The sequence below is a fragment of the Desulfurispora sp. genome (assembly GCF_052744395.1).
The window spans coordinates 1-19985 of record NZ_JBRAJI010000030.1 but is presented as its reverse complement, the minus strand read 5'-3'; the positions used below and the strand labels follow the sequence as shown (position 1 = coordinate 19985).

The following is a 19985-nucleotide window of genomic DNA, read 5'->3' as shown; positions in this document are numbered from 1 at the left end:
GCATAGCTGCCAACGCAGCAAGAGACATTATGCGTAAACGCTTAGAATGCACATTGTTGGAAGATACCGGAGAAATACACTTAGAGGATCAATTGTGTTCCCCTGAAAAAGCAATTTTATGTAATGAAGAAAAAGAAATTATTAAGCAGGTGATTAGCCATCTTCAACCGGAGCATAAGCAAGTACCGCTGGACTTATACTATAGCTGTTTTTATTATGACGGAGGAAAAATAAATTTGGATCATTTTATTGCAAAAAATTATTTTTATAAATATTTTTTGAAATGGGATCCAGAAGCCGTTTCTTTGCGTCTTAATATAAACGCAATCCATTCGTGTTCGGTTAAGTATTATGATATACAATATATTGTTTGTCAGGCACCATGAGTGACTATATATTGTAGTTTTTCGCATTAACCGAACACAAACGAAACGCAATCAGGACGCAATCATTAAAACAATTAGAATAATTCCTGGGGGAGGTGACATTGAGCAGATTTATTTTATCTAGATCCAACTGACTTCAACGTGACAGCGATGGAATAAGATATTGATTTTGTAACCTTGGAGCCCGCAATATGGAAAAAGGTAACCTGTGTTTTTCTTAACATTTATAATTTGTGGTTTTTTGCTATTTCTAAATTCAGTGCTGCAAGGGGGATAAATATGAGTAGAATAATTTATTTGTTGTTAATCTGCTTCATGTTTGCAGTTTGCCCGTTACCTGTGTTTGCTAACCTCGACAATGTTGATGAAAGCAGTATAAATCTTCAGCCTGATACTGCTAGCAAGGCGGAATTACTCAAAGCAAATCAGGAGAGTAATGCGCGGTACTCTGAAATCATAAAAATATTATCCAAACGGCCACAGAAAAATTTTACAGGAATCAGTCCCCTATGGCATTATAATGAAGAAAAAATTCTTAATGTACCTCATCATGTTCAACAGACAACTTATTGGTGTGGACCGGCGTCAAGTCTTCAAATAATCGATTATAACGGCAGAATAGGAAGTGTTAGCGGTAGTACGGAATATCAAAAGCAAAATACTATTGCAAATCAGACTGGTACTACAAAAAGTGGTGCAAATACACTAAATTTAAGAAATAATCTAAATAGTTATTTATCGGGTATTCACAGTTTCAATGTATCTACTATCAAGAAAAACACAGATTATGATAAGCTCTGGAATATTCTTGACTATAATATTTTTTCTTCTGGACAACCTGTTTTATGTCTTATTAAAACTAGCTATCTACCCTATTATAATGGAAAAGTGTCTTACCATTACGTTGTTGTTGATGGAATGAACAAAGTTATTGACGATTCTACTTCGCAACCCGTAAAATCTTCCTCTACCGTAAGAATTGTTGATCCTCACTACAATACTAGCTATACGGGATATCATATAGTATATTTCAATGATCTATATAATGCCTTAAAAGGTTATTATGAAGCTGGTAGTCAGGCATATAATTTGGCTTATTAATTAAATATTATTAATCTAAAAGGCTATTCTTGGAAAGAGCAGCCTTTATTCTGGAAATATAGGAAGGAATGTTAATAAAATGCTCCAAAAAATCTTATTGACGTTGCTCACCATAGCGTTTATCATACTTGGATATAGTTTCCATAACTTAAGAGAAATAAATGGTAATTTGATGTTACGTATGGAACAGTTAGAAAGTATTTTGAAAAATCAAGTTGCAGAATGTAAACAGTTAAATGAGGGATTATATTTATCATCTTCCAAGGATAAATATGGTAAAACTCCAGTAGATGTTTTAGATGAGTATTTACAAGCGGAAAGGCAAAGAGACTATTGGCTTATGTATCAACTCACACAAGTACCTGACGATATTTCTTACGAACAATTCATTCATGAAATGAAGAGAGACAATTCCTTTGTTGAACACTATGATATTGAGGATTTTTTATTATACTCTAAAGATAGGGCAACGGTCTTTTTGTCATATAAGATTCGTATTGATAATAAAGTTACATCGTTTGATTGGGAGCCCTGGTCATGTATAAAGGAAAATGGTATTTGGAAAATAAGATGGTTACCCAGGCAGTGATGTCAGATGACCGGAGACCGACCGGTTCACCTGCCCGTCTCCGGTTAAATCACTTCCACGTAACCTTCTGTTCCGTTCACCCGGATCCGCTGTCCGTCCTTGATCAGTTGTGTGGCTCTTTCCACGCTGACCACTGCTGGAATGCCGTATTCCCGCGCGATGACGGCGCCATGGGTCATTAGCCCGCCCACTTCGGTCACCAGGGCCCTTGACCTTCAAAGAACTGAAAAGCACCTATGCCCTGGGGCAAATTAGCAAGAATGACACTTTTGCGCTGGGCCAATGTCTTTGCCATAGGAGCCCATCAGCTATTAGAGAGAGTGCTGACCGCTGCTGGCAAAGACCATGTTGCTTTCGATATTGTAGAGCTTTTTATGGCGGAAGCCCGTCTCCTAATGTTACGAACACGAATGAAAAATTCTAAGCCCCTTCATTGTTGCTGTTGTATTTTACGAATAATATTGCTACAATAATAACAGCAGTAAGGAGGGGTTTTATGCCTAACATTAAGCCAATTTCCGATTTAAGGAATTATAATGAAGTATTGCGCAGCATAGAGGAGGGTTCACCGGTCTTTTTAACAAAAAATGGCCGTGGACGCTATGTGGTTATGGATATACAAGAGTATGAAAAAATGCACGCAAAATTAAAATTGCTTGCTGAACTTGCTCAAGGGGAAAAGGCAGGGCGTGAAAATGGATGGCTAAGCATTGATGAACTGGAAGCGTCCCTGGGGGTAGCGAATGGCCAATCTTAAAATCTCGCCCAAAGCGCAAAAGGATATGATGGAGATAAAAGAATACATTTCCGAAGAATTAGGTAATCCTACAGCAGCAACGAATGTACTGGCCAAAATCACCAAACGATTCAGGGATCTGATGGAATTCCCGTTGATTGGAGCGTCCTTGTCCTCTGTTATTAAAATTGAAACAAGCTATCGTTACCTTGTATGCGGGCAATATACAGTTTTTTACCGTTATGAAAATGATATTGTATATGTGGCCAGAGTGCTATATGGTAGACGAGATTTTATGCGAATCCTTTTTGGGGATGTTGCAGAGGAAGGTAAGCGTTAAGCAGCCCCCACCTGGCTATAAAGGTAGGGGCTGTATACAGGCCGGTTAAATCACTTCCACATACCCTTCGGTTCCATTTACCCGGATCCGCTGTCCGTCCCGGATCAGCTGTGTGGCTTTTTCCACGCTTACCACTGCCGGAAGGCCGTATTCCCGTGCGATGACGGCACCATGGGTCATCAGTCCGCCCACTTCGGTCACCAGCCCCTTGACCGATACGAAAAGCGGCGTCCAGCTGGGATCGGTGCAGGTGGTGACCAGGATGTCCCCCTCTTCCAGGTTGGCATCCTCCATTTTTAGGATGACCCGGGCGCGGCCCTCGATGACGCCGGCGGAAACCGGAATGCCCGGCAGGGCGCCTGCGGGGATATTTCCGGTGTTGAATTCGCCGGAGATGATTTCGCCCTCGGAAGTCATCACCCGGGGCGGCGACAGCTTTTCATAGACCCGGTATTCCTCTTTTCTGGTGGTGATGATCCGGTAATCCAGCCGGTTTGTGCGCACAACCTCCCGCAATTCCTCAAAGGTGAGGTAATAGATGTCTTCTTTCCCCCGGATGAACCCTTTTTGCACCAGCCTGGCGGCCTCCTTCAGCAAGGCCTGCTTGTAGATCCAGAAACGCTGGATGAGGCCATACTTGGGATACTCCCGGTAGCCGATAAAGTTGCGCAATATGCTAATCATGTGCCGGGTCTTCCGGGCCTTTCGTCTGCCGCCGGGCAATTGCTCCAGGCGGCTTATAAGTTCCCGCTCCTTGCGCGCTGCTTCCTGTCTTCCCTGCTCATACTTGAGGAGGCTCGAATTGGGCGCAAAGTTCTTGATGTTGTTGAGGAGGGCGGGTATAAGGGCGGTGGGCTGTTCGTTCCAGCGGGGTCTGGTGATATCAATCTCGCCGGTACAGCGCATACCGTATTTTTCCAAATAGGCGTACAGGGAACGGCTGACAGTGCTACCACCTTCCAGTTTGGCCAGATCTTCAAAAAAGGTCTCCTCGCTGGCCTGCTGAAAATATTCCATTACTGCCGGATACTGGCGGACGACATCTGCTACGTCCAGGAGCGCCAGCCCCATTTCGGAGGTGACGTTGTGGGGCACCGCTAGGGAAAGCGTGTCGGATGCTCCCTTTTCGCCCAGCCATTTTTCCATATACTTGTTGATCCAGCCCGCTACCAGTATCCCCACCATGATTGCTCCCGCGCTGCGGGGATCATACATAATGTCTTTTAATTGTTTGAAGTCCTGGATAATGAAGTCAAACAGTGGAACCCCGGAAACCTTGGCGATCCTTTGCTGCAAGTCCTTAACCGAGGCCTCGTTGCGGGCAATGAGATCTTCAACGATTGCCGGGTCGTTTTTACGGTAAATCCTGTAGGCCTGCACCAGCATGGCCAGGGACATTCCCTCGGTGCGCAGGCTGATGGAGCTTTTGCCGCGCGGCAAGGAGGCCATAAAACCTTCTCGCCGCATCAAGCTGGTGAGCGCGTTTTTTACCAGCGGGTCACTCTTACCCAGTGTGCTGAGCAGGAACTGGCGGCTGATGGGCGAGGCCAGGTCGTGTGTGACCTCCCAGAACAGCCTGCCCCCGGCTCTGCGCATGGGTAAATCACCGGATAGCAACTGGAAGAAGGACATCCCCAGCGGTTTAATGGCATCGGTCATCATTTGCTGGTGGCCTATGGAGACGTAGATCCGCATCCGCCCGTCGTTTTCGGGTACCGGGAACAGGGTGGTGATGGGACGGCTCTGCACAATATAGAACACATCACCGGCCAGGCACCATTCGATGTCCTGGGGGTGGCCGAAATACGCTTCTATTTGGCGCCCCATGCTCGCCAGCTGTAAAATTTGCTCGTCGGTTAACACCTGAACGTTTTGCCGGCCGGGTTCTATTGTCCGTACTTCTGTGCCGCCTGTTTCCACTGGGTACACAGCCAGTTGCTTGGCGGATATTTGCTTGTCGATGATTCTGCCGTCGCGCACTTTGTAGATGTCGGGACTGACCAGGCCGGAGACCAGCGCTTCGCCCAGCCCGAACCCGGCGTCAATGGACAAAACTTTCCGGTGGGAGGTAACGGGGTCGGCCGTGAACATGATCCCCGATGCCTGCGGGAAAACCATCCGCTGGACGACCACGGCCGGGTAGACCCTGCGGTGGTCAAAGCCGTTTTGCAGGCGGTAGATCACCGCCCGGTCGGTGAACAGCGATGCCCAGCACTTGCTGATATGTTTTAGGATGGCCTCTTTACCTTTGATGTTCAAGTATGTTTCCTGCTGCCCGGCAAAGGAGGCCCCCGGCAAATCCTCGGCGGTGGCGCTGGAACGCACGGCGTAGGCGTGCTCTTCTCCATGTTTGGTGAGATAGTGTAGGATTGCTTCCGCAATCTCCCCGGCAAGCGGTATTTCCTCAATGACCTGACGAATCTTACTGCTAATAGCGGCTATATTTTCCCGGTGGTTGGCCCTGGTTGCCGACAATTGATCCAGCAGTGCCTTTAGCTCCCGGTTTGCTCCGGTCATCTTTTGGTATGCCCGGGTGGTGACGCAAAATCCCTCCGGTACGCGGATGCCCTCAATTCTGGTCAACTGCCCCAGGTTAAAGCCTTTTCCGCCGACCAGCGCCAGCTTTGTTTGGTCAATCTCGTGGAAATCGAGCACACAGGAATTCATGCGGGCTACCTCCTCAATACCTGGTGGTTGTGCGGCTGTGCCTTCATAACAGGGCCGTGCTTTACCGCTCTATTCCATAACGGACCATAGCCAAAAATGTATTCATCTCATCGATGATACCTTCCCAGTATCCTGGATCCAAATTGTTATCCGCTTTCAGCACCGCCAGATACTTTTCTTCCATGTAATCCAGCACGATTTTGATCAGTTCCAGGGCCTGCCTGCGCTCCACTCCTTCCCTGAGCGAGACTTTTGAGAATAATTGTTCCAGCATTTTGTTCCTGGCGGCGAGCCACGTGCCGAACCTTTGCTCAATTTCCGCCTTTAGTTCATCGGGCGGATTATAGAAGGCTTCCCGCACTACTTTGTATTCGTCCGGATATTTCTGATAGTATGCGAGTTTTAATCGGCTGAATTCATTAATGGCGGCGAAGAAATCTTTGTGTTCCGGCAGGGTGTTAAGCGCCAGTTCCTGGCTGAATTTTTCTATGCACCGGTGCAAAACAAGCAGATACAGCTCGCGTTTGCTCTTAAAATGATGAAAGATCAGGGCCTTGGATATGCCGGCTGCCTCGGCCAGCATGGCAGCTGAAGTATGGTTATAACCGTGGCGGGCAAACACGGCCAGGCAGGCCTCCAGAATCTGTTCCCGGGCGTAAAGTTTTAAAGGCAAGGATCAAATCACCTCTCAGCCATGCTGACCATGTGGTTAGTAAAATCATAACTTTTGCTAATCGTTTGGTCAATAAAATTTTTTTGTGCTCAGCCAGACAGCCGCTGTGTGTGAAACAGGAAAAGCATCCTGGGATAGGTTTGATGAAATGCGCTGGCTTAATCAAGGTGTGGTGGATTTTTTATTCCTCCGCCCTGTCACAAATTCGCTGCCGGCTCGGTTATAATAGTGAAACCGCGGTGATCAGATGACCGAGGGGAGGTGCCCCAGGTTATTAACCAAAAACAGTCCCCGGGGGACAACCTTTCTTGCCCCACCAGTTTTCAGGAACTTTTTCACACCTACTATCCGGCCGTGTTGCGCCAGCTGTATTATCTGCTGGGTGAAAAGAGCGCGGCGGAGGATCTGGCCCAGGAGACCTTTTTAAGGCTCTACACCTCTCCGCCCCGGGAATGGCAGAACCCGGGCGGCTGGCTGGCCAAAGTGGCCACCAACCTGGCCTACAGCTACCTGCGGGCGGAAAAAAGCCGCCAGGCCAGAGAAAGCAGGCTGTTTGATCCGGGAGAGGATAAGATTGTCTCTATTGACGATTTATTTTTGCGCCAGCAGGAGGTGCGCCAGGTGCGGTCGGCTTTGCAGCAGCTGACGGACCGGGACCGCCTCTGTCTCCTGCTGAAGTTTTCCGGTTACAGCTACCGGGAAATTGCCTGCGCCCTGGAGATCAGGCACGGCTCGGTGGGTACCATTTTAGCCCGGGCCCTGGAGCGCTTCCGGGCGGAGTACCAAAGGCAGAGGGGGGAGCGATAATGTGCTATAATGCCGGTACACTGCAGGCCTATCTGGACGGTGAACTCCCTGTCGCCCAAAAGCAGGAAGTGGAGCAGCATTTGCAAAGCTGTCCCGGCTGCCGGGAGCAGCTGGCGCGGCTGGAGGAAAACCGGGCCTTTGCCCGCTCCTGCCTGGCCGATTACGCGGCGCACGTATCCCGGATACCTGTCCAGACCGAGACGGCCTGGCAAAAACTGCTGGCCGGTGAAGGCGTTTCAGACAATAATTGGCGAAAGGGTGATACAATGCTCTCCAGATTGAAAAAGGTGGTGGCCGTAGCGGCCGGGGTGGCCCTGCTGGGCGGCACTTTTAGTCTGCAGCCGGTACGGGGCTTTGCCGAAAACCTGCTGCAAATCTTCCGGGTGGAGAAAATCCAGACCGTGCAGATCAGCGCGGAGGACCTGAGCCAGCTGCGCCAGCACCTGGAAAAATCCCAGGGCGAAATCCGGCTGGAAAATCTGGGCCAGTTCCGGGTGGCGCATAAATCCCGGACCAGCAAAATTACCCTGGCGGCAGCCAGGCAGCAGGCATCCTTTCCTTTCCGAGTGATCCAGGATTACCAGCCTTATGTAGAGTATGTGGAAAAAGAAGAGGCCAACCAGCTCAGCTTGCGCCTGCAGGTGGAACAGGCCAATGCCATATTGCAGTCTCTGGGCGGACAGCAACTGCTGCCTGCCGAGCTGGACGGTCAGGAATTCATCATTAAGACAGGGGATGCTTACCGGACGGTGTACAGGGAGCCCCAGGGGCAAAGCACCATTACCCACGTCCAGATGCCCGCTCCCGAACTGGTGGTGCCCCGGGGAGTGGATGTGGCGGCCCTGCGCCAGGCGCTGCTGGAACTGCCCATCCTGCCCGACAACCTGCGCCGCCAGCTGGCCGCGGTGCAGGACTGGCAGCATACGGCGCTGATTCCGGTCATGGAGGGGCAGTCCCGGGAGGTAGTGGTGGACGGTACCCAGGGCGTGTATTTCTCCGGCCAGGGTGAGGCGGCCGGCACCGGTACTCTGATCTGGCACAAAGACGGCGTTTCCCACATGCTGTACGGTCGTCTGAGTCTGGAAAAGTGTCTGGAACTGGCAGAAAGGTTAAAGTGATATGGTCATAGAAACCTACCATCTCACCAAACAGTACAACGGCAAGGGCGGTTGCCAGGACGTTTGCCTCTCGGTTTCCGAGGGGCAAATCTTTGGTTTTCTGGGACCCAACGGCGCCGGCAAGAGCACTTTTGTCAAGGTGCTGGTGGGGCTGCTTTTCCCCACCGCCGGCAAAGCCTGGCTGCTGGGCCGGCACCTGGGCGACCGGCAGGCCAGGCGCCAGATGGGTTTTTTGCCGGAAAACTTCCGCTATCACCCCTGGATGACCGGTCAGGACCTGTTGCGCTTTCATGCCGCCCTGTACGGGATGACCCCCGAGCAGACCCGCCGGCGCACCGGGGAAGTGCTGGAACTGGTGGGCCTGCGCGGTTTTGAAAAACAGCGGGTGGGCACTTACAGCAAGGGTATGCAGCAGCGCATCGGCCTGGCCGCCGCCCTTTTGCCCGAACCGCGCCTGTTGTTTCTGGATGAGCCCACTTCGGCTTTAGACCCCCTGGGCCGGCGGGAAGTGCGGGAAATCATCCGGGAGCTGGCCCGGCAGGGCAAAACCATTTTTTTAAACAGCCATCTGCTGAGCGAGGTGGAGGCCCTGTGCCGGGAGGTGGCCATTATCAACCGGGGGCGCATTGTGGCCGCGGGCCGGGTGGACGAGCTGCTCAAAGGCCGGGTGGAAGTGGTGCTCCAGGTGGGCAATCCTCACCGGGCGCTGCTGGAAGCTCTGGAAGGTTACGGGGAGAATATGACCGTGCAGGGGCAACGGATTGCTTTGAGCCTGAAAAGCCGTGAGCAAATCCCGGCCTTGAGCGAACTGGTGGTCAAACAGCACGGCCTGCTTTACGAGCTGACGGTAAAAAACTCTCTGGAGGAAATTTTTGTGCAGCTGGTGCGGGAGGGGGAAAGCTAAAGTGCCGGTTCTGGTCATGGCGGGGCATACCCTGCAGGAAATGGTGCGCAAAAAGGTTTTTTTACTGGTGTTGCTGCTCACCCTGGGCTTTTTGCTCCTTTACGGCACCGGTTTGCATTATGCGGGTAGAGAGGTCAACCCGCTGTACAAAAATCTGATGCTGTCCCAGCTTTTATCCCTGGGACTGTACTTTGCCAGCATGGTCAGCGCTTTTCTGGCGGTAGCGGCGGTGGCCGGCACTATCGCGGGGGAAATCGAGGACGGCACGCTGTACACCATTGTGACCAAGCCCGTGCGGCGCGGTGAAATAGTGCTGGGCAAATTCCTGGGCCTGGCCGCCATGCTGCTGGCCTTCGGCGCGCTGTTTTACAGCGCCATTTTAGGGGTCAACCTGTACGCCAACCACGGGCAGCTGCCCTTTCTCACGGCGGCGGGAGCCGTAAAGGGCCTTTTGCTTTTCTGCCTGCAGCCGCTGTTGCTGCTGGCCCTGGGACTGTGGAGCGGCAATTTTCTGCCCACCATCGGCAACGGGGTGCTGCTGATTATGCTTTACGGTCTGGCTCTGCTGGGCGGCCTGCTGGAGCAGGTGGGCACGGTGATTCAGAACACTGCACTAATCAACACCGGCATCATAACCAGCCTGCTGCTGCCCACCGATGCTATTTACCGCCAGATGCTGGGGCAGCTTATGGGGAGCGGGGCCATAAACTTTCTGACCAGCGGCCCCTTTGGCGCAGCCAGCCGGCCCAGCATCTGGATGACGGTGTACACCCTTTTTTATATCGGGTTCTTTCTCTGGCTGGCGGTGCGCCGCTTTGCCCGGCGGGATCTGTAGCCGGGCTTTTTTTAATTTCTCAACCCCTTGAAGATGTCAGCCAGTCTTATTTCCAAACCCGGCAATAAGTCCGTGGTTAAAACGTCCTCCTGGTCAAAAGTACCCATCCAGCGCCACTCTTTTTCCCCGGCCACGTACACGTCTACCAGCCGGTTATCCGGATCCACCAGCCAGTATTCTTTTACACCGTGGATGAGGTATAACCGGCTTTTTTTCTTTTTATCATGTATAGCTGTAGCTGGAGATAAAATCTCAATCACCAGATCCGGCGCTCCCTGGATATGCTGTTCTCCGATAATATCCAGGCGTTCCCGGGAGATAAAAAGCACGTCGGGAGCTACCACCTCATCTCCCAGGTGGACATCAACCTCCTGCACCGCTTCTCCCATAGGATTTTTTTCCAGGAAATTTTCCATTTTCATAAAAAATCTGCCGGCGATTTTCTGATGTTTATACCTGGGCCGTGGTACCATAATCAGTTTTCCTCCAATTAACTCATACTGTTGATCATCCTGCAGTTGCAAATAATCTTCAACAGTGTAAACCCTGTCGGAAAGGATCACGGCCATATAAACTCACTCCCATAATATCTTTGATTTTATATTATATTTCCTTTTTCCACCTGGAGTCCAGCCAGCACTGATGCCCAGGGAGGACTGGTGCCAAAAAATTGTCAGAATAAGCAGGATAATTGCCCGGGGCGGCGAATAATTAAATCTCAAAGCGCAACGAATTGCGCCCGGGGTATACCGGCGACAGGGCGATGGTTTTAAGGAAACACAAGCCACGCAGGCTTTTTTCCGTCACGCAGACGGAAAAGGGCGGCGTGGCTTTTTGTTTAACCAAAATAATTTCAAGGAGGTCGGCTTGTGATGCAGGACAGCAGGCAAAGCAGGTGGGGAAGAGCAGGAGTAAAGAGGAGCCGCCGCTGGGCGGCAGCCGGGCCGGTTTTGCTGATGGCAGTGCTGGCCCTGGTTCTATTGCTGGCGGGCTGCGGCAGTTCCGGTCAGCCGGACGGGAAAGGCGGCCCGGGGGAAGGACAGGCGGCAGCCAAACCGGATGAGCTGGTGCTGGCCATTGGCGGCGAGCCCGATGCCGGTTTCGACCCCACCACGGGCTGGGGGCGCTACGGTTCGCCGCTCTTTCAGAGCACCTTGCTCACCCGGGACAACGACTTAAACATTGTCAAAGATCTGGCCACCGACTACCAGGTGAGTCCGGACGGCCTGACCTGGACGGTGAAAATCCGTAATGATGCCAGGTTCTCCGACGGTAAGCCGCTAACCGCCGCCGATGTGGCCTATACCTATGCAACCGCGGCCAAAAGCGGTTCGGTCGTGGATTTAAACGTGCTGGCCGGCGTCCAGGCGCTGGACGAGCATACCGTGCAGTTTAAGCTCAAACAAGCCCAGTCTACCTTTATAAATCTGCTGATCACGCTGGGCATTGTACCCAAACATGCCCACGGCGGCGATTATGCCAAAAATCCCGTGGGTTCGGGGCCGTACAAACTGGTGCAGTGGGACAAGGGCCAGCAGCTCATTGTAGAACCCAACCCCTACTATTACGGGCCCAAACCGGCTTTTAAGAAGGTGACTTTCCTGTTCTTGAGCGAGGATGCCGCCTTTGCCGCCGCCAAAGCCGGCCAGGTGGATGTGGCCGCCGTGCCCCACATGTTTGTCAAACAGACCGTTCCCGGCATGCGTTTGGTAGCGGTGCAGAGTGTGGATAACCGGGGTATTATGTTCCCCACTGTGCCGTCCGGACAAAAGACCAAAGACGGCCGGCCCGTGGGCAATGATGTGACAGCCGACCCGGCTATCCGCCGGGCCATCAACCTGGCGGTGGATCGCCAGACCCTGGTGAATACTGTGCTGGAGGGGCAGGGGCGGCCCGCTTACACTGTGTGCGATAACCTACCCTGGTGGAATCCCCAGACCGAGCTTAAGGACGCCGATGTGGAGGGGGCCAAAAAAGTGCTGGCCGCGGCCGGGTGGCAGGACAAAGACGGGGACGGGGTGCTGGAAAAAGGCGGCCTTAAAGCCCGCTTTACCCTGGTTTACCCGGCCAGTGACAGCACCCGCCAGTCCCTGGCTATGGCCGTGCGCGACATGATTAAGCCTCTGGGCATTGACATCACTGTTGAGGGCAAGAGCTGGGATGACATCAAGCAGCTCATGCACGCCAATGCCGTGCTCTTTGGCTGGGGCAGCCACGACCCGCTGGAAATGTACAACCTTTTCCACAGCAAAAACCGGGGTGTGGAGTGGTTCAACCCGGGCTTTTACAGCAACCCCACGGTGGACAAGTATCTGGACCAGGCTCTGCAGGCCACCGACCCGGCCCAGGCCAACCAGTACTGGCAGCTGGCCCAGTGGGACGGCCGGACCGGCCTTTCCGCCCTGGGTGACGCGCCCTGGGCCTGGCTGGTGAACATCAACCACTGCTACTTTGTGCGGGAGAACCTGGACACCGGTAAGAATCGCATTGAGCCGCACGGCCACGGCTGGCCCATCACGGCCAATATTGTGGAGTGGAAGAGAAAATGAACAATTTTGCTTTCTGGAGCAGGTTTATTGCCGGCAGGGCGGCCAGACTGGCCGTCCTGCTGGTCGCCGTGAGCGTTTTTCTGTTCTGGCTGGTGTGCCATTCGCCCATCGACCCGGTGCAGGCCTATGTGGGAGCCGATATGCTGCGGGTTAGCCCCGAACAGCGCGAGCTGATTGCCGCCCGCTGGGGGCTGAATGACCCGCCCCCGGTGCGCTTTGCCCGCTGGGCCGCAGCCCTGCTGCAGGGCGACCTGGGCACCTCGCTGATCTTCCGCCGCCCGGTTGCCGAGGTGATCCGGGAACGCTTTTTGGCCTCTCTGGCCCTAATGGGAACGGCCTGGCTAATTTCCGGCCTGCTGGGCTTTGCTCTGGGGGTGTGGGCGGGGTACCGGCGGGGCTCGGCCGTGGATCGGGCCATCAAGTGGTACTGCCTGACCCTGGCCGCCACGCCCGCCTTCTGGCTGGGCCTTTTGCTGATGATGGTGTTTTCGGTCTGGCTGCAGCTTACGCCCATTGGCCTGGCCGCGCCGCCCGGCCAGCTGGCCGCCCAGGTCACCCTGGGTGAGAGGCTGCACCACCTGTTGTTGCCGGCCCTCACCCTGAGCATAGTGGGGGTGGCCAACATCGCTCTGCACACCCGGCAGAAACTGCTGGAAGTGATGGAGAGCGATTACTGGCTGTTTGCCCTGGCCCGGGGAGAGCGGGGCTTTGCTCTTTTGCGGCGGCACGGCCTGCGCAATATCGCTCTGCCGGCCATCAGCCTGCAATTTGCCCAGTTCAGCGAGCTGTTCGGCGGTTCCATCCTGGCCGAGCAGATTTTTTCCTACCCGGGCCTGGGCCAGGCCACGGTGCAGGCCGGCCTGCGCGGCGATGTGCCCCTTTTGCTGGGCATTGCCCTTTTTAGCGCCCTGTTTGTCTATGCCGGCAATCTGGCGGCCGATATCCTTTATGCGCTGGTGGATCCGCGCCTGAAGGCGGTGAGAGCATGAACGGTGTAGCTCTGGAAAGTGCGGCGGCCCGGCGGTTGTCCTTGCGCGGGCAGCTGGTGCTGGTGCTGGGCGGCATTGTGCTGCTGGTCCTGACCGTGCTGGTCGCCGGCCATCTGCTGGGTGAAGCGGGCACCGTGACCCAGCTGGCGGTGCGCAACCAGGCGCCTTCGCTGCAGTATCCCTTTGGCACCGACTGGCTGGGCCGGGACATGCTGGCCCGTACGCTGCAGGGCCTGACTCTCAGCCTGAAAGTGGGTCTTCTGGCTGCAACGGTCAGTGCGCTCCTGGCCCTGGGGCTGGGGCTGGCGGCAGCTACTCTGGGCAGGACCGTGGATGCCGCCATCAGCTGGCTGGTGGATTTGTTTTTGAGCCTGCCCCACCTGCTGCTGATCATCATGATTGCCTTCACCCTGGGGGGTGGCACCAGAGGGGTTATTGTTGCCATTGCCCTCACCCACTGGCCCGCTCTGACCCGGGTGATCCGGGCCGAGGCACTGCAGGTGTGCTCGGCCGAGTATGTGCAGCTGGCCTACCGCCTGGGCCGGCCCCGTTACCGGGTGGCCCTGGAGCACGTTTTACCCCATGTGCTGCCCCAGTTGCTGGTGGGACTGGTGCTGCTTTTCCCCCACGCCATCCTGCACGAGGCTTCCATCACCTTCCTGGGTTTTGGCCTTTCGCCCCACCGTCCGGCCATTGGCGTCATATTGTCGGAATCCATGCGCTTTCTGGCCAGCGGCCAGTGGTGGCTGGCCTTTTTCCCGGGCCTGGCCCTGCTGGTGATGTTGCGCGCCTTTGACATGCTGGGCGAGGCCCTGCGCGCCCTGCTCAGTCCTCGCACGGCGCAGATGTGAAGGGAGGAACAAGTTTTGGCATACAGCACAGCGGCTGCTGCGGACCGGGTTCAGGTGCCGGGCTGGCCGGATGAAAAACAGCCGGTACCACTGTTAACCGTGGAAGGCCTGCAGGTGGCCTTTGAGCAATATACCGGCGGCCTGCAAAAGAGCAAGATCACTGCCATTCAGGATATGGATCTGGAAGTGTATCCCGGTGAGGTGCTGGCGGTGGTGGGGGCCAGCGGTTCGGGCAAAAGCCTGCTGGCCCATGCCATTTTGGGCATTCTGCCCCCCAACGCCGTGACCGGGGGGGCGATCTGTTACGCGGGGCAGCCCCTGGACGCCCGGCAGCAGGACCGGTTGCGCGGGCGGGAGATTGCCCTCATCCCCCAGTCGGTCAACTTTTTAAATCCGCTGTTGCGGGTAGGTGAACAGCTCCTGCCGCCCGGCCGCACCCCGGTGGCAGAGCAAAGGGAACGGGCAGCCGCTGCGCTGCGGGAAGTGCTGCAGCGCTACCAGCTGCCCGCCAACATCGGGCGCTATTACCCCTTTCAGCTTTCCGGCGGCCTGGCCCGCCGCGTGCTGGTGGGCACGGCCGTGCTGAGTGAGGCCCGGCTGATTGTGGCCGACGAACCCACGCCCGGCCTGCACAGCAGTGTGGTGCAGGAGACCCTGCGCCACCTGCGCCAGCTGGCCGATGGCGGGCGGGCGGTGCTTTTGATCACCCACGACATTGAAGCGGCTCTGGCTGTGGCCGACCGCCTGGCGGTGTTTTACGCCGGCACCGTGCTGGAAATAGCGCCGGTGGACGATTTCGACGGCAGCGGGGAGGCGCTGCGCCACCCGTACAGCAAGGCCCTCTGGCGGGCTTTGCCCCAGAACGATTTTGCCGCCCCCGGGGAAGGCGGGGCGGCGCTGCTGCCGGAAGAGGCGGCGGGCTGCTGGCTGGAAAAACGCTGCCCCATCTCCAGTCCCCGCTGTGCGGCGCAAAAACCGGTCATGCGTATGCTGCGCGGCGGTAAAGTGAGGTGTCACCATGCCACTTGAAGCCCGGGAAGTCAGTTTTTGCTATCCGGGTGGGCCCTGGCTGCTGCAGCGCTACAGCCTGCATGTGGCGGCGGGAGAGATCGTCGGCCTGGCCGGCCCCAGCGGTTGTGGCAAAACCACCCTGGCCCGCCTGCTGGCCGGTTACGAACAGCCCCGGGCGGGCAGCGTGACGCTGGATGGAGTGCCCATGCCCCGGGGGAGCTACTGCCCGGTGCAGCTGGTCTTCCAGCACCCGGAAAAAGCGGTTAATCCCCGCTGGCGCATGCGCCGGGTGCTGGCCGAAGCCGGGCAGCTGGATCCCTCTCTGCTGGAACGCTTTAGTATTCACCCGGCCTGGCTGGAGCGCTACCCGGCCGAACTGTCGGGCGGCGAACTGCAGCGCTTCTGCATTGTGCGGGCTCTGGCACCGGCCACCCGCTATCTGATTGCCGATGAGATGACGGCCATGCTGGATGCCATCACCCAGGCCCAGATCTGGCAGGCCGTGCTGGCCACCGCCCGCGAACGCAACCTGGGCCTGCTGGTGATCAGCCACCAGCCCGCCCTGCTGCGCCGCCTCTGCCACCGGGTGGTGGAGTTTGGCAGTATGGCGGATTAAGCAATTGCTGTTTCACAGATGTGCAGGCCCAAACAAAAAGCACCCGCATCTGGCTGGCGGGTGCTTTTTATGTGTCCTTGCCGGCTTTCGCCATGCGTAGTACTGCGCTTTTGCTACTGACCAGTAACTTTTAATAATTTTGACCACTCTTTCCGCAAGAGTATTGACCATTGTTTTATTTATTTCTGTGGCTATTTTGTGTATAATAATATTGAACCATAGTATCCTATCACCGGAGGTGGTTTAAATGATCATTTCATCGTCTGAATTCAAGACAAATATGGGGCGCTATCTCTCTCTCGTGGACAAAGAGGACATCATTATTACGCGCAACGGAAAACGCGTTGCCCGCCTTATAGCGGAAAAGGAAGATAAAGTAGCCCTCGCCAAATCCCTGATCGGTGTTCTGCCGGGCACGGTCACCAGGGAAGAGGCCAAAGAGGAGAAGTTCAAACGTTATGAAAATCTTGATTGACACAAACGTAATTCTCGATGTACTCGCCAAACGCGAACCATTTTTCGCGCCTGCGGCAAAAATTATTTTTCTATCTGCCGAAGAGAAGGTGGAAGCGTATATCACATCCAATATTGTGACCGACATTTACTACATCGCCTGCCGTCACTATATGCAGGAAAGCCAGGCCAGGGACATGCTCTACAAGCTGCTGAAAATCATCGGCGTGCTTGAAGTTGGGTACAGGGACTGTCTAAAGGCTTTTGAACTGCCAATGACAGATTATGAAGACGCTTTGCTTGCGGTATGTGCCAAACGAGTTAACGCCGATTATATCGTTACGCGCGATCTTGAACATTTCCGAAATTCGCCTGTTTCTCCGATCTCTCCTGATATTTTTCTGCAAAGCTTCTAAAAAGCCGGCCGTTCAAAAGATGGCCGGCCTTTGTATTGTGCTTTGCATTATGTAGATAAAGAGGCCCAGGCCGGCCAGGATGCGGTTGAGCATTGTTGCCACCTCGCTTGTTCATCTGAATAATTTGGGAAACCAATTTGCTTTTACAGCCAGTTGAGTACATGTTCGGCAAACCTTTGAAAATCTTCCAGCCTTTGCAGGCAGGTGTAGACTATTTGGGGGTCAACATCCAGATAATCGTGGACGAGAATATTGCGAAAGCCGGCAATTTTTCTCATGGTGCCGGCCAGGTCTTCCGGTATTAAACCTTCTTCATGCAAAACCGTAAAGATGTCCGCATAGCTGGATGGGGGGCGGTAGCCCCGTTCGGCAATAATATGGCTGCCTATGTCAATGCAGGTTTGAGCGGCGATGTGTAAATTTCTTTCCGCACTGTCCTGCAGAATTTCATTTTGTGTATACTCTTCCCAGCTTGTTCGGGACAGTTTTTGCAACTTGCGCAGAGTTTGTTCCAGTTTGAGGAGGCGCTTTTGCACTACTTCCCTATCTACCACCATATTCCCCCCTTCTTAAGCGATTGATTAAGCCGGCGTAAAGTTTTTTTTCCACAGGCAAAAAATCAAAGTACAGGTTGAGCGCTCTGGTTTGAAAGCCAATGCGCTGTTTTATCTTGCGGGGGTTTTCATAAAGCAGGTGGCCTTTGCTCAGCACTCGATAGGTGAGGGAGGGTGGCGCCTGGTTTAATATTACCAGGTCTATTTCCTCTTTTTGCAACAGGGATGTCGCGGTGGTTAACAGGGCCAGCTTTTTGTTGAAATAATTCTGCTGTGGAACAGTTTGATCCAGCAGGATGGCCAGATCTATATCGCTGAGCGGGGTTGGTTTTCCCGTCGCCTGAGAACCGAACAGGTACATGGCTACAACATCTTCATCCCGGCTGATAGTTTCTATCAGTATGGGCAGTTTCGACAGCAGCGACATGGTTTCACCCCGCAAAATGGAAAGGACCCGGTAAAGGTGGAACGTTAAGGTTTCGTCACCTGATAACGCACAGTGTCAGGAAGATTATACCATAGGAACAGCGGCGGGGAAAGGGAGGGCGGTTTTTTTCGCCGCTGCGGGATTGATTGTATCCGTATCACCAGTAGATTGTGGCGGTTGCTGGAGCAGCTGGGTATAATTTAAACATCAGAAAAAATGGAGGCCGGAAAACATGAGCAAGCTGGTTGGTCTGCTTTCCCGGGTGGCGCAGGTGGCCGGGCAAATCGGCGCTGCCTGCTATCTGGTGGGTGGCTGTGTGCGCGATTGGCTGCTGGGGCGCCTTTTAAGCGATCTGGATCTGGTGGTGGAAGGCGATGCCCGGCAGCTGGCTTCCGCCCTGGCTGCGGAAACGGGGGCGGCACTGGTGGTGCTGGATGAACAGCGCCGGATTTACCGTCTGGTGGGGCGGGGGCAAAAATGGCAGCTGGATCTGGAGGGCATTGCGCCGGGCGGGCTGGTGGCCGATTTGCTGCGGCGCGATTTTACCGTCAATGCCCTGGCTTTGCCCCTGGATGCGGCGGGTATGCCCGGAGAAAGCGGGAGTGCAGCGGTCGTTTATGGAGACATGGCGGTGCAGGCAGTTACGGTTGGGCTGGAGGAAGCAGCCCGAATGGCTGCGGCCGGGGCGGTGTTCAGGGGGGAAAGGTGCCTGGTTGATGGTGCGGAGGAACTGGTGCTGCGGGTGCTTGACCCGGCAGGCGGTCTGGACGATCTGAGGGCCGGGCTGATCCGGGCGGTGGGCAAAAGCGCCCTGCGGGATGATCCTTTGCGCTGCCTGCGCGCTTTTCGTCTGGCCGGGCAACTTGGTTTTGCCCTGGATGCGGGCACGGTGCGCTTGATCCGGGAAGCTGCTCCCGGCCTGGCCAGTTGCGCCGGTGAGCGGATCTGTGCTGAACTGGTGGCTATTTTGCTTTTGCCCGCTGCGGCGCAGCGGGTGCGGGAGATGGAAGAGGTAGCCTCTCTCTGGAGCGGCATTTTTCCCTTTCTGGCACCACTCAAAGGTATGGAACAGGGCGGACACCATGTGGACGACGTTTGGGAGCACAGTGTAAAAACATTGCAATATTTTGAGGCGATGGTGCAAAGCGGCTGGCGGGACGGAGAATGGCCCCGGCAGGAATATTTGTGGCAGCCCCTGGCCGGCGGGCGGCCGCGTCTGTTTGTGCTCAAACAGGCCTGCCTGCTGCACGATGCCGGCAAGCAGTTTTGCCGCCGCTACGCCGGGGAGGGCAAGTATACCTTTTACAGCCACCATCAGCTGGGCCGTCCCCTGGCGCTGGAGGCGGCCCGGCGGCTGCGCCTGAGCCGCCGGGAGGCGGAAGTGCTAGCGCTGCTGGTGGAAATGCACATGCAGCCGCTGTTTCTATCATAACCCGCCCAGAGGACACCCGCCTCTATAGGCAGGTGGTGAATGGGCGGCCGGGCGTAAGCCCGGAATTTTGTTGCAATATACCAAAATTTGCTGTAAAATATAATCAGTAACTAATAAACGAAAGCCTTGGTGTAGTTATGAAGTTGGATAGCAATTATCATTCAGTGTTTAAGCTGACTTATCACCTCGTCCTGGTGGTTAAGTACCGCCGCAAGGTGATCAACGATCAGGTAGCCGCACGCATTAAGGAAATTGGAGAATACATCGCTCCAAGTTACAACATCACGTTCCTGGAGTTCAACCACGACTGTGACCACGTGCATATACTCTTCAGCGCCCACCCCAAAAGCGCCCTGTCCAAGTACATTAACGCCTTCAAAAGTGCCTCCTCCCGGCTTATTAAAAAGGAATTTCCAGAAATCAGGAAATACCTCTGGAAAGAGTATTTCTGGTCCCGCAGTTTTTGCCTTTTAACTACCGGAGGAGCGCCAATCGAAGTGATTAAAAGATACATCGCGTCTCAGGGTGAGA

23 protein-coding genes and 1 pseudogene are annotated in these 19985 nt (G+C 54.5%); 18 read left to right on the top strand and 6 right to left on the bottom strand.

Annotated elements, in window-relative coordinates; translation table 11 throughout:
- Nucleotides 1–29 precede the first annotated feature (29 nt).
- The 3 genes from ACUVTU_RS09080 to ACUVTU_RS09070 all read left to right on the top strand — a co-directional run bounded on the left by ACUVTU_RS09080 (nt 30) and on the right by ACUVTU_RS09070 (nt 2076).
- Nucleotides 30–386 carry a hypothetical protein gene (locus tag ACUVTU_RS09080; RefSeq protein WP_445889644.1) on the top strand — a complete coding sequence of 119 codons (357 nt, stop codon included), beginning with the start codon at nt 30–32 and terminating at the stop codon, nt 384–386.
- 279 nt (nt 387–665) lie between these two features.
- Nucleotides 666–1487, top strand: coding sequence for a C39 family peptidase (locus tag ACUVTU_RS09075; protein ID WP_445889643.1), 822 nt, complete (start codon nt 666–668; stop codon nt 1485–1487).
- A 79-nt stretch (nt 1488–1566) separates the two neighbouring features.
- Nucleotides 1567–2076, top strand: coding sequence for a hypothetical protein (locus ACUVTU_RS09070; protein WP_445889642.1), 510 nt, complete (start codon nt 1567–1569; stop codon nt 2074–2076).
- A 44-nt stretch (nt 2077–2120) separates the two neighbouring features.
- On the opposite strand, the pseudogene ACUVTU_RS09065 reads toward ACUVTU_RS09070, so the two are convergent.
- Nucleotides 2121–2285, bottom strand: a pseudogene (locus ACUVTU_RS09065) (PEP-utilizing enzyme); the annotation flags it as partial.
- Between the two features lie 287 nt (nt 2286–2572).
- On the opposite strand from ACUVTU_RS09065, the gene ACUVTU_RS09060 reads away from it, so the two are divergent.
- On the top strand, nt 2573–2833 hold the full coding sequence (locus ACUVTU_RS09060) for a type II toxin-antitoxin system prevent-host-death family antitoxin (protein WP_445889641.1): 261 nt from the start codon (nt 2573–2575) through the stop codon (nt 2831–2833).
- Complete coding sequence (locus ACUVTU_RS09055; protein WP_445889640.1) at nt 2820–3152, top strand: type II toxin-antitoxin system RelE/ParE family toxin; 333 nt, start codon at nt 2820–2822, stop codon at nt 3150–3152. Before ACUVTU_RS09060 ends, ACUVTU_RS09055 begins: the two co-directional genes overlap by 14 nt.
- A 45-nt stretch (nt 3153–3197) precedes the next feature.
- Here ACUVTU_RS09055 and ppsA read toward each other — a convergent pair whose 3' ends face one another.
- Together ppsA and ACUVTU_RS09045 are read right to left on the bottom strand one after the other, a co-directional pair.
- Nucleotides 3198–5819 (bottom strand): phosphoenolpyruvate synthase, encoded by a 2622-nt coding sequence (gene ppsA / locus ACUVTU_RS09050; protein ID WP_445889639.1) that lies wholly within the window; start codon nt 5817–5819, stop codon nt 3198–3200.
- Between the two features lie 61 nt (nt 5820–5880).
- Nucleotides 5881–6492, bottom strand: coding sequence for a TetR/AcrR family transcriptional regulator (locus ACUVTU_RS09045; RefSeq protein WP_445889638.1), 612 nt, complete (start codon nt 6490–6492; stop codon nt 5881–5883).
- A 261-nt stretch (nt 6493–6753) separates the two neighbouring features.
- On the opposite strand from ACUVTU_RS09045, the gene ACUVTU_RS09040 reads away from it, so the two are divergent.
- The 4 genes from ACUVTU_RS09040 to ACUVTU_RS09025 are packed head-to-tail and all read left to right on the top strand — an operon-like array spanning nt 6754 to nt 10156.
- The gene (locus ACUVTU_RS09040) at nt 6754–7299 is read left to right on the top strand and encodes an RNA polymerase sigma factor SigX (RefSeq protein WP_445889637.1); all 546 of its coding nucleotides are present in this window, start codon (nt 6754–6756) and stop codon (nt 7297–7299) included.
- The gene (locus ACUVTU_RS09035) at nt 7299–8417 is read left to right on the top strand and encodes a zf-HC2 domain-containing protein (RefSeq protein ID WP_445889636.1); all 1119 of its coding nucleotides are present in this window, start codon (nt 7299–7301) and stop codon (nt 8415–8417) included. The genes ACUVTU_RS09040 and ACUVTU_RS09035 overlap by 1 nt, the downstream gene beginning before the upstream one ends.
- 1 nt (nt 8418) lies before the next feature.
- Nucleotides 8419–9321 (top strand): ABC transporter ATP-binding protein, encoded by a 903-nt coding sequence (locus tag ACUVTU_RS09030; protein ID WP_445889635.1) that lies wholly within the window; start codon nt 8419–8421, stop codon nt 9319–9321.
- 1 nt (nt 9322) lies between these two features.
- Nucleotides 9323–10156 (top strand): ABC transporter permease, encoded by an 834-nt coding sequence (locus tag ACUVTU_RS09025; protein WP_445889634.1) that lies wholly within the window; start codon nt 9323–9325, stop codon nt 10154–10156.
- Nucleotides 10157–10167: 11 nt separating this feature from the next.
- Here ACUVTU_RS09025 and ACUVTU_RS09020 read toward each other — a convergent pair whose 3' ends face one another.
- Entirely contained in the window at nt 10168–10725 is a 558-nt protein-coding gene (locus ACUVTU_RS09020) for a Uma2 family endonuclease (RefSeq protein ID WP_445889633.1), read from the bottom strand.
- Nucleotides 10726–11028: 303 nt separating this feature from the next.
- On the opposite strand from ACUVTU_RS09020, the gene ACUVTU_RS09015 reads away from it, so the two are divergent.
- From ACUVTU_RS09015 to ACUVTU_RS08985, 7 genes are all read left to right on the top strand, one after another.
- Nucleotides 11029–12705, top strand: coding sequence for an ABC transporter substrate-binding protein (locus ACUVTU_RS09015; protein WP_445889659.1), 1677 nt, complete (start codon nt 11029–11031; stop codon nt 12703–12705).
- Nucleotides 12702–13694 carry an ABC transporter permease gene (locus tag ACUVTU_RS09010; RefSeq protein ID WP_445889632.1) on the top strand — a complete coding sequence of 331 codons (993 nt, stop codon included), beginning with the start codon at nt 12702–12704 and terminating at the stop codon, nt 13692–13694. The genes ACUVTU_RS09015 and ACUVTU_RS09010 overlap by 4 nt, the downstream gene beginning before the upstream one ends.
- Nucleotides 13691–14545, top strand: coding sequence for an ABC transporter permease (locus tag ACUVTU_RS09005; protein WP_445889631.1), 855 nt, complete (start codon nt 13691–13693; stop codon nt 14543–14545). The genes ACUVTU_RS09010 and ACUVTU_RS09005 overlap by 4 nt, the downstream gene beginning before the upstream one ends.
- Nucleotides 14546–14560: 15 nt before the next feature.
- Nucleotides 14561–15574 carry an ATP-binding cassette domain-containing protein gene (locus ACUVTU_RS09000; RefSeq protein WP_445889630.1) on the top strand — a complete coding sequence of 338 codons (1014 nt, stop codon included), beginning with the start codon at nt 14561–14563 and terminating at the stop codon, nt 15572–15574.
- On the top strand, nt 15564–16172 hold the full coding sequence (locus ACUVTU_RS08995; protein WP_445889629.1) for an ABC transporter ATP-binding protein: 609 nt from the start codon (nt 15564–15566) through the stop codon (nt 16170–16172). Before ACUVTU_RS09000 ends, ACUVTU_RS08995 begins: the two co-directional genes overlap by 11 nt.
- A gap of 247 nt (nt 16173–16419) precedes the next feature.
- Nucleotides 16420–16647, top strand: a complete 228-nt coding sequence (locus ACUVTU_RS08990) for a type II toxin-antitoxin system Phd/YefM family antitoxin (protein ID WP_445889628.1) — start codon at nt 16420–16422, stop codon at nt 16645–16647.
- Nucleotides 16631–17041, top strand: a complete 411-nt coding sequence (locus ACUVTU_RS08985) for a PIN domain-containing protein (RefSeq protein WP_445889627.1) — start codon at nt 16631–16633, stop codon at nt 17039–17041. The genes ACUVTU_RS08990 and ACUVTU_RS08985 overlap by 17 nt, the downstream gene beginning before the upstream one ends.
- 143 nt (nt 17042–17184) lie before the next feature.
- Here the strand turns inward: ACUVTU_RS08985 and hepT are convergent, their stop codons facing one another.
- Nucleotides 17185–17598, bottom strand: coding sequence for a type VII toxin-antitoxin system HepT family RNase toxin (gene hepT, locus ACUVTU_RS08980; protein WP_445889626.1), 414 nt, complete (start codon nt 17596–17598; stop codon nt 17185–17187).
- The gene (gene mntA / locus ACUVTU_RS08975) at nt 17585–18022 is read right to left on the bottom strand and encodes a type VII toxin-antitoxin system MntA family adenylyltransferase antitoxin (RefSeq protein WP_445889625.1); all 438 of its coding nucleotides are present in this window, start codon (nt 18020–18022) and stop codon (nt 17585–17587) included. The genes hepT and mntA overlap by 14 nt, the downstream gene beginning before the upstream one ends.
- Nucleotides 18023–18254: 232 nt before the next feature.
- Between mntA and ACUVTU_RS08970 the strand changes: the two genes are divergently transcribed.
- The gene (locus ACUVTU_RS08970) at nt 18255–19454 is read left to right on the top strand and encodes a hypothetical protein (RefSeq protein ID WP_445889624.1); all 1200 of its coding nucleotides are present in this window, start codon (nt 18255–18257) and stop codon (nt 19452–19454) included.
- A 137-nt stretch (nt 19455–19591) separates the two neighbouring features.
- On the top strand, nt 19592–19985 hold a 394-nt coding region (tnpA, locus tag ACUVTU_RS08965; protein WP_445889623.1), incomplete at its 3' end, for an IS200/IS605 family transposase.

Bases quoted from the DNA above. Each gene is read 5' to 3' on its own strand.
- ACUVTU_RS09055 (WP_445889640.1), top strand. From the start codon at position 2,820: ATGGCCAATCTTAAAATCTCGCCCAAAGCGCAAAAGGATATGATGGAG.
- ACUVTU_RS09075 (WP_445889643.1), top strand. From the start codon at position 666: ATGAGTAGAATAATTTATTTGTTGTTAATCTGCTTCATGTTTGCAGTT.
- ACUVTU_RS08970 (WP_445889624.1), top strand. From the start codon at position 18,255: ATGAGCAAGCTGGTTGGTCTGCTTTCCCGGGTGGCGCAGGTGGCCGGG.
- ACUVTU_RS09030 (WP_445889635.1), top strand. From the start codon at position 8,419: ATGGTCATAGAAACCTACCATCTCACCAAACAGTACAACGGCAAGGGC.
- ACUVTU_RS09080 (WP_445889644.1), top strand. From the start codon at position 30: ATGCGTAAACGCTTAGAATGCACATTGTTGGAAGATACCGGAGAAATA.
- ACUVTU_RS08990 (WP_445889628.1), top strand. From the start codon at position 16,420: ATGATCATTTCATCGTCTGAATTCAAGACAAATATGGGGCGCTATCTC.
- ppsA (WP_445889639.1), bottom strand. From the start codon at position 5,819: ATGAATTCCTGTGTGCTCGATTTCCACGAGATTGACCAAACAAAGCTG.
- ACUVTU_RS09005 (WP_445889631.1), top strand. From the start codon at position 13,691: ATGAACGGTGTAGCTCTGGAAAGTGCGGCGGCCCGGCGGTTGTCCTTG.
- ACUVTU_RS09070 (WP_445889642.1), top strand. From the start codon at position 1,567: ATGCTCCAAAAAATCTTATTGACGTTGCTCACCATAGCGTTTATCATA.
- ACUVTU_RS09020 (WP_445889633.1), bottom strand. From the start codon at position 10,725: ATGGCCGTGATCCTTTCCGACAGGGTTTACACTGTTGAAGATTATTTG.
- ACUVTU_RS08985 (WP_445889627.1), top strand. From the start codon at position 16,631: ATGAAAATCTTGATTGACACAAACGTAATTCTCGATGTACTCGCCAAA.
- ACUVTU_RS08995 (WP_445889629.1), top strand. From the start codon at position 15,564: ATGCCACTTGAAGCCCGGGAAGTCAGTTTTTGCTATCCGGGTGGGCCC.
- ACUVTU_RS09015 (WP_445889659.1), top strand. From the start codon at position 11,029: ATGCAGGACAGCAGGCAAAGCAGGTGGGGAAGAGCAGGAGTAAAGAGG.
- ACUVTU_RS09060 (WP_445889641.1), top strand. From the start codon at position 2,573: ATGCCTAACATTAAGCCAATTTCCGATTTAAGGAATTATAATGAAGTA.
- hepT (WP_445889626.1), bottom strand. From the start codon at position 17,598: ATGGTGGTAGATAGGGAAGTAGTGCAAAAGCGCCTCCTCAAACTGGAA.
- ACUVTU_RS09010 (WP_445889632.1), top strand. From the start codon at position 12,702: ATGAACAATTTTGCTTTCTGGAGCAGGTTTATTGCCGGCAGGGCGGCC.
- mntA (WP_445889625.1), bottom strand. From the start codon at position 18,022: ATGTCGCTGCTGTCGAAACTGCCCATACTGATAGAAACTATCAGCCGG.
- ACUVTU_RS09035 (WP_445889636.1), top strand. From the start codon at position 7,299: ATGTGCTATAATGCCGGTACACTGCAGGCCTATCTGGACGGTGAACTC.